Origin of the sequence: Cellulomonas denverensis (assembly GCF_012396125.1) — a bacterium.
In the GTDB taxonomy this organism is placed as follows: domain Bacteria; phylum Actinomycetota; class Actinomycetes; order Actinomycetales; family Cellulomonadaceae; genus Cellulomonas; species Cellulomonas denverensis.
In genome coordinates this window covers 20,560-37,050 of sequence record NZ_JAAXOX010000016.1, presented here as the reverse complement: position 1 = coordinate 37,050, position 16,491 = coordinate 20,560, and the positions used below count along the sequence as shown (strand labels likewise).

Here is a 16,491-nt window from a genome sequence, read left to right as displayed (position 1 = left end):
GCCGGGGTCCACCACGAACGGTTCGCCGTCGGGCGGAGAGGCTGATCGCCCGGCCCACCGCGAGGTCGGCATCAGGCTGGCACGATGGCCGGCATGCACGCCTGGCAGACCCACGACTCCCGCACCGTCTACGAGAACGCCTGGATCCGGGTCCGGGAGGACGCCGTGACCACCCCGGGTGGCGGCCGCGGGATCTACGGCGTGGTCGAGGTGCGGCACCCCGCGGTGTTCGTGGTCCCGGTGACCGACGACGACGAGGTGGTGCTGGTCGAGGTCGAGCGGTACACCACCGGCGAGCTCTCGCTGGAGGTGCCGGCCGGCGGCTCGGACGGCGAGGACATCGAGGTCGCGGCCCGGCGGGAGCTCCGGGAGGAGACCGGCCTGGACGCCGAGCAGTGGCAGCACCTGGGGGCGGTGCACTCGCTGAACGGCGTCGCGCACGCCCCGGGTCACGTGCTGCTCGCCCGCGGGCTGCTACCGGCCACGGAGGGCCACGCCCAGCAGGAGGAGGGCATCGTCCGGGTGCGGCAGGTCGGCTGGCACGAGCTGTTCGACCTGGTCCGGCGCGAGGAGATCACCGACAACGAGACGCTCGGGGCGCTGCTGCACGCCGCGGTCGCGCTCGGCCGGGTGTCCTGACCAGCCCGTCCCGGATCGCCGCGACAGAATCGTTCGCGCGGCTTCAGACCCGGGGCTCTTTCTCCGCGTTGGAACCGGAGAGGCCCGACGTCCGGACGACGAAACCGGAGCCGCTGATCGAGCCCAAGGCCAGACCAAGTAGGTGGGCTCAGACCTAGCCAGTGCACCTTCATTGTCCGACGGTGGTGGGAGCATGATCTGGTGACCGACACCGCAGACCAGCCGGGCGACGACTACCAGCCACTCCTAGCCGGCATCGGACTTTCTGGGTACCGGTCGTTCGCGTCGTGGCAGACGCTGCTGTTCCCGACTAAGGTCACGGTTCTCGCTGGCATCAACAACAGCGGCAAGTCGAACGTGCTGCGCTTCCTGCAGCATGTCGCGCCCCAGTTCACCAGGAGGGGCCGCCAGCCGGACCTAACCGGCCCCGACGTTCCCCGCGGCTTCAACCACGACACCACGCTGCAGATCGGAATGCCGCTCCGAGCAGCTACGGAACCCGCCGGCGGACCTCGATCCCTCGAAGAGTTCCAGGAGCAACTGAAGTTGCTGATGTCTGACAACGACGGCGTGTACTGGGCTCGCTTCGCCCTGATCAATGGTAGTGCCGTGCCAGCACCGTGGCTCATCGCACAGGCGATGAGCTCGTGGCCGAACTGGGCCGGCCAGGACTTCCGTCGCGTTCTTCGCGTCCTCGGCGGCGGCGGCTTGGTTGATCCCGCCAACGTCATGAGCCGGCTGCTCGCGAGCATGGCATCATTTGCGGACCTACCACCGGTCGTGACGATCAGCAGCTCACGACGAGTCGAGTCCTCTGAGTCGGGGGACGAAGACTGGCTGTCTGGCCGTGGGATCATCCGTGCGCTCTCGGCACTGCAGAACCCGCGTGACGATGAGTGGGAGTCGGCGAAGCCGCGATGGGCAGAAATCAACACGTTCGTCCAGACCGTGCTCGGCGACCCGCATGCGTCGCTCAACATCCCATACGACTTCTCGACCATCCAGGTAGAGACGCCGCAGCGAGTCCTCCCGCTGTCGAGCCTGGGCAGCGGTGTCGAGCAGGTGATCGTGCTGGCAGCAGCGGCAACGGTCACGACCAAGTCGCTCGTCTGCGTCGAGGAGCCAGAGACCAACCTGCACCCGCTGCTGCAGAAGAAGCTCGTGCGCTACCTCACGGATCACACCGACAACCAGTACGTCATCGCGACGCACTCTGCCCACCTGCTCGACGACGCCCGCGCCACGGCCTACCACGTTCGCCTTACGACCGAAGGCAGCGAGGTCCGGCTGGCCAAGAAGTCGCACGAACTCGTCGGGATCTGCAACGACCTCGGCTACCGGCCTTCAGACATCCTCCAAGCCAATTGCGTCATCTGGGCTGAGGGACCCTCCGATCGCACCTACATCCGCCGCTGGCTCCAGCTCGTCGACGACGGCCTAGCTGAGGGCATCGACTACACGATCATGTTCTACGGCGGCAAGCTGCTCTCACACCTCACCGTGAGCGAAGACGCGCTCGACGACTTCATCGAACTGCGTCAGCTCAACCGAGCCAGCGCCGTAGTCATCGACTCGGACAAGACGGGTTCACGCCAACGCATCAGCGCGACGAAGAAGCGGATCTCCGACGAGTTCCAGGCCTCCGAACCGGCACCAGGGTTCGCCTGGATCACCAAGTGCTACACGATCGAGAACTACCTGCCAGGAGACATCCTGAAGGCGGCCGTCGAGCAGGTGCACTCAGTCGAGTATGTGCCGGTCGACCAGTGGGACAACCCGTTGCCGCGCCGCGAAGACGGCGTCCGCTACGACAAGGTGGGTGTGGCTCGCGCGGCGGCCGCCATGCTCAGACCTGAGCACCTCGACATCTACGACCTCAAGTCGCAGATCACGAAGCTGGTCGACTTCATACGAACTGCGAACGGCAACTCGGTTGCACCGGCTGGCGGCGAGTATCACCACATCCACTGACAGGATGGCCACATGGCCTGGAACCGCATGAGAAGCGTCGAGGGTCTACGTGATGCCCGACTCACCGACGCCGAACAGATCGCGGCGGGGAACGAAAATCGTCGCGTGCTTCGATGTGGTAGCGCTCAGCGATAGCCGAAGCTATGTCCATAACAAAGATCGGGTCGAGCTGAGAGCATAGGATCAGCAGCTTCTTCTCCTTAACGCCCCAACCGCTGGGCAATGCGACGCACATGCTATGGGTAAAGTACGGCTGCCACTGACCATGGGGCAGTTCAGGAGTCGCTTATCGGACGCCATCGCAACCAGATCCAGAATCAAACCCAGGGTATGGACTGATGAGTCGCGTCAGAGAGGCGTTGCCAGCAGTTGCAGATATGCTGCATGGTGGAGTCGCTCAGGAACTCATCGCGACCCGCCAGTCGAAGGAGTTCGCACCAATTCGAGTGACTAGACACGGCCTGATTAGCCAGGATGCTAATCGACGCCTCCTTGAGCATCATCGCGGCATCAAGCTTCCCGAACAAGCCGAATTCGGCGCTCCCACCGAAACCCATCATTGATAGCAGCTCCTCTTTTCGTCCATGCCCCAGCCGAGTGCGGCACTCCGTCCTGGTTCGGTCCGCCCTCAACCGGGCCGGGGGGCAGGCTGTCCGGTGAGCCGAGCATGCGCGCGCCCGGGTCCCACCCCTCCGCCAGCGGCTGCGGCACCGCGACGGTCGATGCCACCGGGACCACCGCCCCGCTCGCCGCGGCTCGGTCGACCGCCAGCAGGATGTCCAGCACGTGTGCGGCCATCGCCCCGGAGGCGCGTTCGGGCACCCCGGCCCGGATCGCCCGGACCAGCTCGACCACTCCGGTGCCCCGGCCGTGGTCCGACCCGGTGGCCGGGATCGGTGCCGGCTCGTCGTGGCCGTACCGCCACAGCAGGCTGCGTCGAACCGGTTGGGGTCGGGCAGCACGATCGTGCCCTCGGTGCCGTTCACCTCGACGAAGCCGCTGCGGGGCAGGGCGTGCTGGAAGGAGAACGTTGACACGGGGCGATCACGGACAACGAGACCCTGGGCGCACTGCTGCACGCGGCGGTGGCGCTCGGCCGGGTGGCCTGAACCGCCGGTGGCCTGAACGGGTCCGGCCCTACCGCAGGCCTCGGCGCCGGTACACCACCGCGAACAGCGCCGCCAGCACGGCGAGGTTCGCGGCGATCACCAGCAGCGGCCGGAGCAGGCCGGCGGACACGTCGTTGGCGACCAGGCTGACCTGCTGGGTGTAGAACACGGTGAACACCCGCTCGACGGTGCTGTCGAAGGTGGCGAGCATCGGGCCGAAGCCGAGCACCATCGCCACCGGCATCCCGAGCGCGACCGCGGACTGCTGGTTCCGGGCGAGCATCCCGAGGATGGCGCCGAGCAGGGTGGAGGCGATCACGCCGAGCATGACGCAGCCGAAGAAGGTGATCGTGCCGGCGCCGGTGAACCCGCCCATCACCGCGAACACCGCCACCACCACGGCGCTGACCGCGACCACCACCCCGCCGGTGCCGACCAGGTACTCGTGCGGCTTGACCCCGGCCATCGCCAGGAACCGGATGCTGCCGTTCTCCCGGTCCTCGGCGATGACGGAGGTGATCGCGATGATGATGGTCATACTGGCGAAGATCACCGCGAACATGGTGACGAACATGGTGTCCGGGATCTCGTCGTTCTTCCGGGCCACCAGCAGGGTGAAGATGAAGGCGATCACCGGATAGATCACGAACTGGATCAGCACGGTCCAGTTCTTGAGCATGTCGAGCCCCTGCTTGATGACGATGGCGCGGGCGCTCCTCATTCGAGTTCCTCCCCGGTCATCGTGATGAAGACCGATCCCAGGTCGGGCACCGTGCGGAAGGCGTCGTGGCGGGCGCAGATGTCGGTGGGGCTGCCCTGTTCGACGATCCGCCCGCGGTGCAGCAGCGCCACCCGGTCGCAGAGTTCCACGGCCTCGTCCATGTTGTGCGTGGTGAGGAAGACGGTGGCGCCGTCGTCGCGCAGCCGCAGGATCAGCCGGTGGATGCCGCGGGCGGTGGCCGGGTCCAGGCCGGAGGTCGGCTCGTCCAGGAACAGCACCCGGGGACGGTGCAGGATCGCCCGGGCCAGGGCGAGGCGCTGGCGCATCCCCTTGGACAGCGCGCCGACCGGCTTGGCCGCGGCCTCCGCCAGGCCGACACTGGCCAGCGCGTCCAGCGACCGGCTGCGGTCGATCGCGTAGATCCGGGCGAAGACGTCCAGGTTCGCCCGGCAGGACAGCCGGGTGAACAGTCCGTCCTGCTCCAGCATCAGCCCGGTGTCGAAGGGGGCCACGTCGATCCGGTGCTCACCGGCGTCCGCGGCCAGCTGGCGGGTGAGGATGTGGATCAGGGTGGTCTTGCCGGCGCCGGACGGTCCGAGCAGCCCGAAGATCTCCCCCTCGTCTACCCGGAACGTGACGTCGGCGAGCACCGTCTGAGGCCCGAAGGCCTTCTCCACGTGCCGCATCTCGATCACGCCGGTCTCCCTCCGATGGGCAGGACTGCGCGCAGCGTATGGGCCGCCCCGGTCGCCCGGCTGGGACCGAGGGCCGGGGTCAGCCCAGCGTGCGCTCGGCCGGGTCCCACCCCTCCGGCAGCGGCTGCGGCACCGCGACGGTCGATGCCACCGGCACCACCGCCCCGCTCGCCGCGGCCCGGTCCACCGCCAGCAGGATGTCCAGCACGTGTGCGGCCATCGCCCCGGAGGCACGTTCGGGCACCCCGGCCCGGATCGCCCGGACCAGCTCGACCACCCCGGTGCCCCGGCCGTGGTCCGACCCGGCCGCCGGGATCGGTGCCGGCTCGTCGTGGCCGTACCGCCACAGCAGGCTGGTCCCGTCGAACCGGTTGGGGTCGGGCAGCACGATCGTGCCCTCGGTGCCGTTCACCTCGACGAAGCCGCTGCGGGGCAGGGCGTGCTGGAAGGAGAACGTCGACTGGGCCGAGCGCCCGCCGGCGAACTCGATCAGCGCGGCGTGGTGGGTGGGCACCTGCACCGGGAAGGTCCGCCCGGCGCGCGGTCCGGAGCCGATGGTGCGGGTGGCCCGGGACGTGCTGGACACCGCGTGCACCCGGGTGGCCGGGCCGAGGGCGAGTACCAGGGTGGTCACGTCGTAGGGGCCCAGGTCGAACAGCGGGCCGGCGCCCGGGGCGTAGAGGAACTCCGGCGACGGGTGCCAGGACTCCGGGCCGGGCAGGTGGACCATCGTGGTCGCGGTCAGCGGTTCGCCGATGTCGCCGCGGGCGATGGCGCGCAGCGCGGTCTGGATCCCGGCGCCGAGCACGGTGTCCGGTGCGCAGGCGACCCTTAGCCCGGCGGACTCGGCGGCGGCCAGCAGCCCGGCGGCCGCGTCGTGGTCGGTGGCCAGTGGCTTCTCGCTCCACACATGCTTGCCCGCGGCCAGGATGCGGTGGCCGACCTCGGCGTGCGCGGCCGGGTGGGTGAGGTTGAGCACGACCTCGATGTCGTCGCGGGCCAGGAGCTCGTCCACCCCGAGTGCGGCGATGCCGTGCCGGCCGGCCAGGTCGCGGGCCCGGTCCGGGTCGGCGTCCGCGATGCCGCGCACCGCCACGTCCGGGCAGCCGAGCAGGGTGGTCAGGTACTGGGTGGCGATGTTGCCCGCGCCGATCACGCCGACGCCGGCGGGTCCGGCGTTCATGGCCGCGGCTTCACGTTGAGGTTGACGCCGAGCTGGTCCTCGGTGTCGACGATGGTCCAGCTCGCGTCGGCGGCGACGGTGCGCAGCGGGTAGCCCAGCTCCACCAGGTCCCCGACCACGGCATCGCGCGCGTCGCCGACCCGGAAGCCCAGGTGGTGCACGCCGTTGCCGTGCCGGTCCAGGAACTCGCGGAAGGTGGACGGGTTCTGGTCCGGCTCGTGCAGTTCGATGATGAACCCGCGCTCGGCGCAGTCGATCACGGCGAGTTTCAGGCCGTAGGACGCCGGCTCGCCGCGGTAGGTCACCTCCGGGTCCGGCGCCGGTTCGGTGACGTGCACCGGCGGGCGTGGCACGCCGAACACGGCGCACCAGCCGTCCAGGGCCGCCTCGATGTCCTCGACCACCAGGGCGACCTGGATGAAGCCGTCGAGCGGGACCGGGTGCCGCATCACGCCTCCACCGGGTACGCGACGAAGGCCAGCGCGGTGCCGTCCGGCGACCAGCTGGGCACGTTGAGCGTGCCCTGCCCGCCGAAGATCGCGGCCAGATCGCGGATGCTGCCGTCCTGGTCGATCAGCCGGACCAGCACGTCCAGATCCGCCGGATGCCCGAGAGTGCCGGGCGGGAAGCTGACGTAGGCGATCCGCCGGCCGGAGGGGTCCGGGTGCGGGAACCAGTTCACCCGCTCGTCGTCGGTGAGCTGCTCGGGTTCGCCGCCGGTCACCGGGACCCGGAACAGCTGGGCGTGCCCCGGAGTGGTCGACCCGCGCTCGGAGTTGAAGTAGATCCACTGCCCGTCCGGGGAGAACTCGGCGCCGTCGTCCGGGCTGTCGTCGTCGGTCAGCTGCCGTTCCTGGCCGGTGGCCAGGTCGAGCAGGTAGACGTTGGTGCGCACCCGGTCGCCGGGCAGCAGTTCCATCCCGATGTAGGCCAGCGTGCCGCCGTCCGGGCTGATCCCGTGCAGGTAGTGCCGGAACCGGTCGCCCTTGTCGGTGCTGACCCGCCGGATGCCGCCCTGCCCGTCCAGCGGGACCGCGTACAGGTGGCCGTCGTCGCTGGAGACGTACCCGGTCCGGCCGTCCGGGCTGATCACGTGGTCGTTGTTGATCGGGTCCAGGTCGCCGAGCGGGATCTCGACCGGGTCGCCGGACTCGACGCCGAGCCGGAACAGCCGGCCGTCGCCATTGATGACGAGCTCGCGACCGTCCGGGGTCCAGTTCGGGGCCTCGAACAGCAGGTCGTGGGAGGTGTGGCGCAGCCGGGAGCTGCCGGAGACGAGGTCGTGGATGTACAGCTCCGCGCGCTGACCGGCGGAGAGGGTGCGAGGCATCGGGTGATCAGGCTTTCGGGTCGGGATCGGATGGGACCGGGCGCCGCCGGATGGTCCGACGGCGCCCGGGTGCGGCTACTTCAGGGCGCCGGCCGACAGTCCTCGCTCGAACAGGCGCTGGAGCGAGATGTAGGCGACGACCTCCGGGATCGCGGTGATCACGGCGGACGCGAGCACCTTGGTCTGGTCATTGCTGAACTGCCCGACGAAGAACGACGGCAGCTGGGTGATGGTCTGGGTCGACGGGTCGACCAGGAACACCAGCGGGAACAGATAGTCGTTCCAGGCCCCGATCAGGGTGAAGATCAGGATGGCGGCGCCGATCGGGCGCATCATCGGCAGCACGACGTACCAGAAGCCCTTGAAGGTCGAGGCGCCGTCGATCCGGGTGGCGTCGATCAGGTCGTCCGGGATGCCGTGGGCGAAGTTCCGGGCCAGCAGCACCGCGAACGGGATCTGCAGCGCCGCCAGCGGCAGGATCACCGCCAGGTAGGTGTTGTACAGCCCGAGCGAGGTGGTGGTGGCGAACAACGGGGCGAGCAGCACCACGCCGGGCAGGGTGAGCGCGACCAGCATCATCCAGAACAGCACCTCACGGCCGCGGATCCGCAGCTTGGCGAAGCCGAAGGCCGCCAGCATGGTGAAGCTGTAGACGATCACGATGGTGACCGCCGCGATGATCACGCTGTTGCGGAAGAACAGCGGCAGCTCCGGCACCGACAGCACGGCCCGGTAGTTGCCCCAGCCCTGTCCGGCCAGCGACCCCTGCACCATCGCCACCAGTGGCAGGAAGAACGGCAGGGTCATCGCGGTGAGCACGATCTGCAGGACGATCCGGCGGGACCGGGTGCGGACGGTCAGCATCAGGCCCCCTTCCCGTCCCGGCCGCGGCGCACGTTGAGCACCACGCCCATCACGATCGCCAGGACGAGCATCAGGATCGAGATCGCCGAGGCGTAGCCGACCTGGCCGAGCAGGATGCTGGTCCGGTAGATCATGATCCCGAGGAACTCGGTGGCGAAGTTGGGTCCGCCGACGGTCACCAGATACGGGATGTCGAAGATCTTCAGCACGCCGATCGCGGTCAGGGTGGCCAGCGCGATGGTGGTGCCGCGCACCCCCGGTCCGATGATGCTGACCAGCTTGCGCAGGTTCCCGGCACCGTCGACCTCGGCGGCCTCCAGCGTCTCCGGGTCGATCTGGCTCATCGCCGCGAAGTAGAGGATCACGGCCAGTCCGGTGCCGTGCCACACCATGATCACCAGCACCGCCCACAGCGCCGTCGAGGTCTGCGCCAGCCAGGGTTGGGCCAGCCCGTCCAGGCCGACCGCCCGCAGGAACTGGTTGAGCTGCCCGTCGGGGGCGAAGATCTGCCGGAACACCGGCGCGGTGATCGCCGGGGCCAGCACCACCGGCAGGAACAGCACCACCTTGTAGACGTTCCCGGCGCGCGGGCGCGAGTGCAGCATGGCCGCGAACAGGAAGCCCAGCCCGGTCTGCAGCACGAAGGTGAAGACGAAGGCGATCGCGGTGTTCCGGATCGCCCGCCAGAAGATCGGGTCGCCGAACGCCCGTTCGTAGTTCGCGGCGCCGACCGAGGTGGAGGTCGGCGAGGTGCCGTTCCAGTCCAGGGTGGACATGTAGCCGGTGTAGCCGACCGCGTAGTAGATCAGCCCGACCGAGAGCAGGAAGGCCGGCAGGATCCAGGTGTAGCCCTGCGGGCGCAGGTGCCGGAACCTCATGCTCGGGCGGCCGGGCGGCCGGCCGCCGCCGGGAGAGATGCTCCCGGCGACGGCGGCCCCCGGTGTCGCGACGGACATGTCAGCTGCCCGCCACGGAACTCGCCAGCGTCTCCAGCGCCTCCTGCGGGGTCTGGGACTTGGTGGCCACCGACTGGATCGCGGCGCCGATCGCCTGCCCGGTGGCGGTGTCGACGTTGCCCAGCCGCGGGTCGGTCACCGAGTTCGAGCGCTCGATCAGCTCGGCCAGGACGTCCTGCTGCTGGTCGGCGTCCACCAGCTCGATGTCGTCCCAGCCCGGGGTGATCGAGGCCAGCGACGGGGTGTCGTTCAGCGCGTTCGCCACGGTCTGCTGGGCGGCCTCGGAGGTGGTCAGCCAGGTGACGAAGGTGGTGGCGGCCTCCGGGTAGTCCGACTTGGCGGCGACCGCCAGGCCGTAGTCGGCGTCGCCGAACAGCGGGGCCGGGTTGCCGTCACCGGTCATGTCGGGGAACTCGGCCGCCACGATCGGGAACGGCTCCGCCCCGGCCACCCCGGAGGCGTCCACCGCGGCGGTGGCCCCGTCGACGGTGGAGTACTGCATGTACCAGGTGCCCATCAGCACCATCGCCGCGCCGCCGGAGATGAACTGGTTGTTCACATCCGGGTACTGCTGCATCCCGAGCGCGCCCTCGCCGATGATGCCGTTGTCGAACATCTCCTGATAGATCGTGAACGCCTCGACGATGGTCGGGTCGGTCCAGTCCCCGTCGCCCTCCACCGCGGCGGCCCAGGCACCCGGCTCGATGCTCTCGGCGATGGCGTGGATCAGGTCCTGGTTGAAGCCGTTGTCGGCGGCGCCGTGCGCGAAGCAGGTCACGCCGGCGGCCTCGAAGGCCTCACAGGTGGAGATCCACTCGTCCAGGGTGGTCGGCACGGTCTGGCCGTGCTCGGCGAACAGGTCGGGGTTGATCCACAGCGTGCCGGCGAAGGTCGACCCGAGCGGCAGGCCCTTGAGCGCGCCGTCCGCGTCGGTCAGCCCCTCCGGGCCGAGCGACACCAGCTTGCTCTCCCAGTCCGCACCGAGGGCGTCCTCGGCCGCGTCGGACAGGTCGATCGCGAAGTCGCCGTAGGCCTGGATCGAGCCGATCCCGCCGCCGGGGGCGATGTTGAACACGTCCGGGCCCACATCCGAGGCGAGCGCCGGGCGGATCGCGGAGTCGTAGTCCGCGGTGGCCACCTGCTTGTAGGTGACGGTGATGTCCGGGTACTCCTCGTTGAAGGCGTCGATGTACTGCTGCCCGACGCCGAGCTCCGGGGTCCAGCCCCACCAGGTGATCTCCCCCGAGGTCGCCGAGTCGTCGGCGGCCGGGTCCGCCGAGCCGCCACCACCGCACGCTGCCGTCATCGCCAGCGCGCCGACCAGCGCGACCGCGGGGACCACGCGGCGGCTGATCGTCTTACGTCCACCCAACGTCATCGTTCTCCTCTTTCGCCGACCGCCGGGGCCATTCCCGGCGGGGACAGGCGGCACCTCTGTGTGCCTCGCGGCCAACGTAAGTGTCGTGGTTTCGAGCGTCAAGATTTCTCGTTCAAATGGAAACCTTTCGTGGCGCCGGGCCAGGATCCGTGGTTACACTCGCGCCATGTCGACTCCCCCAGCCGCGGGTGCCGGAGCAGGTCAGGGCACTGAACGCCCGACTCTCGCCGATATCGCCGCCGCCGAGATCGTGTCCGTCGCCACCGTCTCCAAGGTGCTCAACGACCGGAAAGGTGTCTCACCCGAGACCCGCGAACGGGTCACCCGGGCCCTGGAGCGCGCCGGCTACCGCAAGCGCGGCTCCGAGCGGCTGTACGCCCCGCAGATCGAGATCGTCTTCGGCTCGCTGGCCGGGGAGTGGGCGATCGAACTGATCCGCGGCGCCTCCCGGGTGGCCCGGGCACACGACCTCACCCTGAGCGTGGTGGAGAGCGGCGTGCGCTTCGGCGTCGCACCGGGGTGGGCCCGCGCCGCCGCCCAGCGCCAGCCGGCCGGCATCATCTTGGTCGCCTCCGAACTGCCGGACCGGGACCGGGCACAGCTGCACTCCCGGACCATCCCGTTCGTGGTGGTCGACCCCTCCGGCGACCCGCCGCCGGACGCCCCCTCGGTCGGCTCCACCAACTGGGCCGGCGGTGTGGCCGCGGCCCGGCACCTGATCGAGCTCGGCCACCGGCGGATCGGGGTGGTCGCCGGGCCGAACGACCTGATGGCCACCCGGGCCCGGGTGGCCGGCTTCCGCTCCGCGATGGAGGCCGCCGGATTGCCCGTCGACCCCGAGCTGATCGTGGTGGACGAGTTCCAGAACGAGACCGCCCCGGAGGCCGCCCTCCGGCTGCTCGACCTGGCCGACCCCCCGACCGCGATCTTCGCCACCAGCGACCTCAAGGCACTCGGGGTCTACGCCGCCGCCCGCGAGCGCGGCATCCGGATCCCGGAGGACCTGTCGGTGGTCGGCTACGACGACCTGTCACTGGCCCGGTGGGCCGGCCCGCCGCTGACCACCGTGCGCCAGCCGCTGGCCGACATGGCCGCCGCCGCGGGCGACATCATCGTCCGCGACCGCACGAACCTCACCCTGTCCACCGACCGGATCGAGCTGGCGACCTCGCTGGTGCAGCGCGACAGCACCGCTCCCCCGCGCTGACTACGCTGGGCCGGTCCCGCCCGTCGTCCCCGGAGGCCCCATGTCCACCGCGATCACCCCCGACTCCGCCGCGCCCGTCCCGCTGAAGTGGGTGGGGCCGCTGCGGGTGAGCGGGAACGTGATGACCGGTGAGACCGAGGTGCCGCTGGCGACCTACGAGTCCCCGCTGTGGCCGAGCGTCCGGCGCGGCGCCCGGCTGTCCACGATGGTCGAGGGCGGGATCACGGCCACCCTGGTGGACGAGCGGATGAGCCGGTCGGTGCTGTTCGAGGCCGACGACGCCGGGGTCGCGCTGGCCGCGGTGCAGTGGCTGACCGCGCACCGGTCCGAGCTGGAACAGGTGGTGGCGGGCAGCAGCCGGTTCGCCCGGCTGATCGACCTGCACGTCCAGATCGCCGCGAACCTGCTGTTCGTGCGGTTCGAGCTGACCACCGGCGACGCCTCCGGGCACAACATGGTGACCAACGCCTCCGACCGGCTGATGGAGCACGTGCTCGGCCGGGTGCCGGGGCTGCGCTACGGGTCGGTGTCCGGCAACTTCTGCTCGGACAAGAAGGCCACCGCGGTGAACGGCATCCTGGGCCGCGGCAAGAACGTCGTGACCGAGATCGGGCTGCCCCGGCGACTGGTGGAGCGCTTCCTGCACACCACGCCGGAGGCGATCGTCCAACTGAACATCCGCAAGAACCTGATCGGCACCATGCTGGCCGGCGGACTGCGCTCGGCGAACGCGCACTACGCCAACATGCTGCTGGCGTTCTACCTGGCGACCGGCCAGGACGCCGCCAACATCGTCGAGGGCTCCCAGGGCCTGACCCACGCCGAGGTGCGCGACGGCGACCTGTACTTCTCCTGCACCCTGCCCAACCTGATCGTCGGTTCGGTGGGCAACGGCAAGGGCCTGGACTTCGTCGAGGAGAACCTGCGCCGGATCGGCTGCCGGGAGGAGCGCGAGCCCGGGGCGAACGCGCGCCGGCTGGCGGTGCTCTGCGCGGCCACCGTACTCTGCGGCGAGCTGTCGCTGCTGGCCGCCCAGACCAACCCGGGCGAGCTGATGGCCGCCCACCTCACCCTGGAGCGGGGTCAGGCCCAGGGCTGAACGGCGGCTGAACGCCCGCCGAGAGGTCACGGTCCCGTCACCGCCACGTGCGGGCCTGGTGAAGGTGGCCTCCTGCCGTTGGTCGCGGTTCGGCGCGGGGATTACAGTCGTCCGGGCTCCCGTCCCGGCGCACGATCCCGGCCGGACACCGGCGAGGGCCACCGGCGGCCCCTCCGGCCGGCGGTGTCAGCGACACCTTGAGGACGCAGCATGCAGCTCGGCATCGACGATCTGTCCTTCGCCACCGCGGATCAGTACCTGGATCTGGCCGACCTGGCTCCGAGCCACGGCGTCGAGCCCGCGAAGTACTACGTCGGACTGGGCCAGGAGCGGATGAGCGTCGCCGCCCCGGACGAGGACGTGGTCACGCTGGCCGCCGCCGCCGCGCAGCCGATCATCGCCGACCTGGACGACGCCGGCCGGGCCGCGATCCGCACCGTGCTGCTGGCCACCGAGAGCGGCATCGACCAGTCCAAGTCGGCCGGGGTCTACGTGCACCGGCTGCTCGGCCTGCACGCCGCCTGCCGCGTGGTCGAACTCAAGCAGGCCTGTTACTCCGGCACCTCCGCGCTGCAGATGGCGCTCGCCCTGGTCACCCGCAACCCGGAGCAGAAGGTCCTGGTGATCTGCTCCGACGTCGCCCGGTACGACGTCGGGTCCTCCGGCGAGCCGACCCAGGGCGCCGGGGCGGTGGCGATGCTGATCTCCGCGAACCCCCGGCTGGTGCAGATCGAGCCGCTGTCCGGACTGCACACCACCGACGTGATGGACTTCTGGCGCCCCAACTACCGCACCACCGCCGTGGTGGACGGCCGGCTGTCGCTGCGCGCCTACACCGAGTCGCTGTCCGGCGCCTGGGCCGACCTGCAGGCCCAGGGCGGTCCGTCCTTCACCGACATCGACACCTTCTGCTACCACCAGCCGTTCACCAAGATGGCGGTCAAGGCGCACCAGCACCTGACCAAGGTGGTCGGCGCCCCCCGCGATCCCGAGGTGCTGGACGCCCAGATCGGCGACTCGCTGCGCTACAACAAGCAGATCGGCAACAGCTACACCGCGTCGATGTACATCGGCCTGATCTCGCTGCTCGACCACGCCACCGAGGACCTGGCCGGCAACCGGATCGGCTTCTTCTCCTACGGATCCGGCTCGGTCGGCGAGTTCTTCACCGGCCTGGTCGTCCCGGGCTACCGCGACCACCTGCGCACCGCCGAGCACCGCCGCCGGGTGGACGAGCGCCGCCGGGTCGACCACGACGAGTACCTGCGGATCGTCGCCCCGGCCAACCCGGTGGACGGCGGGGAGCACCCGATCCCGGTGACCAGCCGCTCGCCGTTCCGGCTGGCCGCGATCAGCGGGCACCAGCGGGTGTACGTGCGCAGCGACGAGGCCGCCGAGGCGGTCGCCTGAGCTACTGGTAGGTCACCAGGTCCGGCACCGGCGACACCTGGTAGGTCTGCTCCGGGGTCAGCATCGGCTGGTCCTCGTCGTAGAAGTTCTTCCACCCCCAGTGCACGTCCGGCGCGCCCTGGTGCAGGGTGGTCCAGGTGCCGGCCTTGGCGGGCTGACTGCCCTGGCCGTCGGCATGGATGATCGTGGCCAGCTCGTCGTGGCCGACGTCCAGCCGCTCGCGGTCGGTGATCATCCGCAGCGAGAACTGGTGCAGCAGGAACATCTTCTGCGGCAGGTTCCGCTCCCGGACGAACCCGGCCAGCCAGTCGGAGACCTGGTTCACCTCGTCCACGCCGACCGAGCCGATCTGGCGCAGGTGGACCTGGTCGGGCCCCAGCCGCCACTCGGGGTCCAGGGCCAGGCCGACGTGCGGGTACTCCAGGAGTTCGGCGTAGCGCTGGGCCTGGGTGAGGAAGTCGGTGCGACCGGGTTGCAGGTCGATCACCACGGCCATCCCGGCGTCCCCGGCCGCCTCGATCAGCGGGCGCAGCTCGTCCACGCTGCGGCCACGGGAGTAGGAGCCGTCCGGTTCGGGCCCCGCGGAGGCGATGGTGGCGATGATCTCCAGGGTGGGCACCACGGTGTCGCCGGTCAGTGCGCGGTAGGGCGCGGCGGTCTGCTCGGCGCGGGCGACGGTGGCCGGCACGTCCTGTTCGCCGAGGACGCCGAGCGCCGGGGTGCCGGGGGTGCCGTAGAGCGCGATGTACCGCTTGCCGGTCACGCCGTCCCCGGCGGGGAACACCAGCTGGCCGCCGCCGGGCAGTTCGACCCCGGTGGCGGCGGTCGCCAGGCGCGGGGCGAACTCCTCGGTGCTGCCGAAGCTGTCGCCGAGTGCCAGGGCGGCGGTGGTGCCGTCCAACGCCCGGACGCTCTCGGAGGTGGCGCGCGGGTCGCCGCCAGGCACCTCGATCACCGGGAGGCCTGCGGCCCGCGCGGTGGCCAGCGCCGGAACCAGGGCGAGCGGGTCATCGTCGGCCTGCGGGTCGATCAGGACGGCGGTGGCCCCGGCGTCGGTGGTGGGGGCGGTGATGGTGGCGTCGTCCGGCCAGGGTGAGGCGGCGGGGGCGGTGGCCCGGGTGGCAGTGGGGATGCTCCAGGCCGGCAACAGGGGCGCGTCGCCGGCGGTTGCGGCGGTGTCGGCGGCGCGCGGGGTGGCGTCGGCTGCGGCGGTCGCCGGGTCGTCGGTCCCGGTCGTGGCGGTGTCGTCGCCGGAGTCCGCGTCGGCATCGGCATCGGCATCGGCATCGGCATCGGCATCGGCATCGGCATCGGCATCGGCAAGGCTCAGCACGGGGGTGTCCGGCCGGTCCAGCCCCCCGACCGCCGCGATCAACTCGTCCGGGTCCACCGGAGTCGTCTCCGCCAGGTCCAGCCCCGCGGCGGCCAGCGTCTCCGGGTCCGCACCGGCCACCGCCAGGCCCTCGGGCAGCTCCCCGACCTCCCCGACCGTCAGGACGTGGCTGGTGCCGAGCCGTTCGAGGGCGGCGGCGGTCTCCCCCGCCGCGCCGTCGTCGAGCAGCAGGGGTGCACCCGCCGCCACCGCCACCGACGCCGCGGTGGCCAGCGCAGCCTGGTCCGGCTCGGCGACCACCACCACCGGCGCCGCATCGAACAGCTGCTCGCCGGCCTCGATCGCGGTCTGCACCGGGTCGTCGGTCCGGAGCACCACCGGCGCGGCGATCGGCTCGGCCGGGTCGGTGGTGAGCTCGACGGCATCGGCCGGGGCGTCGGAGGGCGCGGGGTCGCTGGTGCACCCGGCGAGCAGCAGGGCACCGGCGGCGACGGCCGCGAGCAGGACGGAACGGGAACGGGTGGAAGCGGGCACGGTCCTCACCGGGTCGGCGACACAGGGGCCCGGCCACTGTAGGCAAACCGGGCACCGGCTCG

At 70.6% G+C, this 16,491-nt stretch carries 14 protein-coding genes; 5 read left to right on the top strand and 9 right to left on the bottom strand.

All coding sequences use genetic code 11. The annotated features are described in order from the left end of the window. Positions 1–84: 84 nt before the first annotated feature. Positions 85–639 (top strand): NUDIX domain-containing protein, encoded by a 555-nt coding sequence (locus tag HGA03_RS17700; RefSeq protein ID WP_239073793.1) that lies wholly within the window; start codon positions 85–87, stop codon positions 637–639. Between the two features lie 201 nt (positions 640–840). Beyond that, positions 841–2,610, top strand: coding sequence for an ATP-dependent nuclease (locus tag HGA03_RS17695; protein ID WP_168631618.1), 1,770 nt, complete (start codon positions 841–843; stop codon positions 2,608–2,610). Between the two features lie 1,137 nt (positions 2,611–3,747). Here the strand turns inward: HGA03_RS17695 and HGA03_RS17690 are convergent. The 8 genes from HGA03_RS17690 to HGA03_RS17655 form a co-directional block, all read right to left on the bottom strand. Continuing rightward, positions 3,748–4,440, bottom strand: a complete 693-nt coding sequence (locus tag HGA03_RS17690) for an ABC transporter permease (RefSeq protein ID WP_168631617.1) — start codon at positions 4,438–4,440, stop codon at positions 3,748–3,750. Then, positions 4,437–5,126: an ABC transporter ATP-binding protein gene (locus HGA03_RS17685; RefSeq protein ID WP_168631628.1), complete on the bottom strand. Its 690-nt coding sequence runs from the start codon at positions 5,124–5,126 to the stop codon at positions 4,437–4,439. Before HGA03_RS17685 ends, HGA03_RS17690 begins: the two co-directional genes overlap by 4 nt. Before the next feature lie 88 nt (positions 5,127–5,214). Beyond that, positions 5,215–6,318, bottom strand: a complete 1,104-nt coding sequence (locus HGA03_RS17680; RefSeq protein WP_168631616.1) for a Gfo/Idh/MocA family protein — start codon at positions 6,316–6,318, stop codon at positions 5,215–5,217. Next, positions 6,315–6,767: a VOC family protein gene (locus tag HGA03_RS17675; RefSeq protein ID WP_168631615.1), complete on the bottom strand. Its 453-nt coding sequence runs from the start codon at positions 6,765–6,767 to the stop codon at positions 6,315–6,317. The genes HGA03_RS17680 and HGA03_RS17675 overlap by 4 nt, the downstream gene beginning before the upstream one ends. Continuing rightward, the gene (locus tag HGA03_RS17670) at positions 6,767–7,648 is read right to left on the bottom strand and encodes a TolB family protein (protein ID WP_168631614.1); all 882 of its coding nucleotides are present in this window, start codon (positions 7,646–7,648) and stop codon (positions 6,767–6,769) included. Before HGA03_RS17670 ends, HGA03_RS17675 begins: the two co-directional genes overlap by 1 nt. 75 nt (positions 7,649–7,723) lie before the next feature. Then, entirely contained in the window at positions 7,724–8,512 is a 789-nt protein-coding gene (locus tag HGA03_RS17665; protein WP_168631613.1) for a carbohydrate ABC transporter permease, read from the bottom strand. Beyond that, positions 8,512–9,390 carry a carbohydrate ABC transporter permease gene (locus HGA03_RS17660; RefSeq protein ID WP_168631612.1) on the bottom strand — a complete coding sequence of 293 codons (879 nt, stop codon included), beginning with the start codon at positions 9,388–9,390 and terminating at the stop codon, positions 8,512–8,514. Before HGA03_RS17660 ends, HGA03_RS17665 begins: the two co-directional genes overlap by 1 nt. Positions 9,391–9,469: 79 nt before the next feature. Further along, positions 9,470–10,846, bottom strand: coding sequence for an ABC transporter substrate-binding protein (locus HGA03_RS17655; RefSeq protein ID WP_168631611.1), 1,377 nt, complete (start codon positions 10,844–10,846; stop codon positions 9,470–9,472). 166 nt (positions 10,847–11,012) lie between these two features. Between HGA03_RS17655 and HGA03_RS17650 the strand changes: the two genes are divergently transcribed. From HGA03_RS17650 to HGA03_RS17640, 3 genes are all read left to right on the top strand, one after another. Beyond that, positions 11,013–12,053 (top strand): LacI family DNA-binding transcriptional regulator, encoded by a 1,041-nt coding sequence (locus HGA03_RS17650; RefSeq protein WP_168631610.1) that lies wholly within the window; start codon positions 11,013–11,015, stop codon positions 12,051–12,053. A gap of 40 nt (positions 12,054–12,093) precedes the next feature. Then, the gene (locus tag HGA03_RS17645; RefSeq protein WP_168631609.1) at positions 12,094–13,152 is read left to right on the top strand and encodes a hydroxymethylglutaryl-CoA reductase; all 1,059 of its coding nucleotides are present in this window, start codon (positions 12,094–12,096) and stop codon (positions 13,150–13,152) included. A gap of 210 nt (positions 13,153–13,362) precedes the next feature. After that, on the top strand, positions 13,363–14,562 hold the full coding sequence (locus tag HGA03_RS17640) for a hydroxymethylglutaryl-CoA synthase (RefSeq protein WP_168631608.1): 1,200 nt from the start codon (positions 13,363–13,365) through the stop codon (positions 14,560–14,562). Between the two features lies 1 nt (position 14,563). Here HGA03_RS17640 and HGA03_RS17635 read toward each other — a convergent pair whose 3' ends face one another. Beyond that, positions 14,564–16,429 (bottom strand): hypothetical protein, encoded by a 1,866-nt coding sequence (locus HGA03_RS17635; RefSeq protein ID WP_168631607.1) that lies wholly within the window; start codon positions 16,427–16,429, stop codon positions 14,564–14,566. Positions 16,430–16,491: the final 62 nt, after the last annotated feature.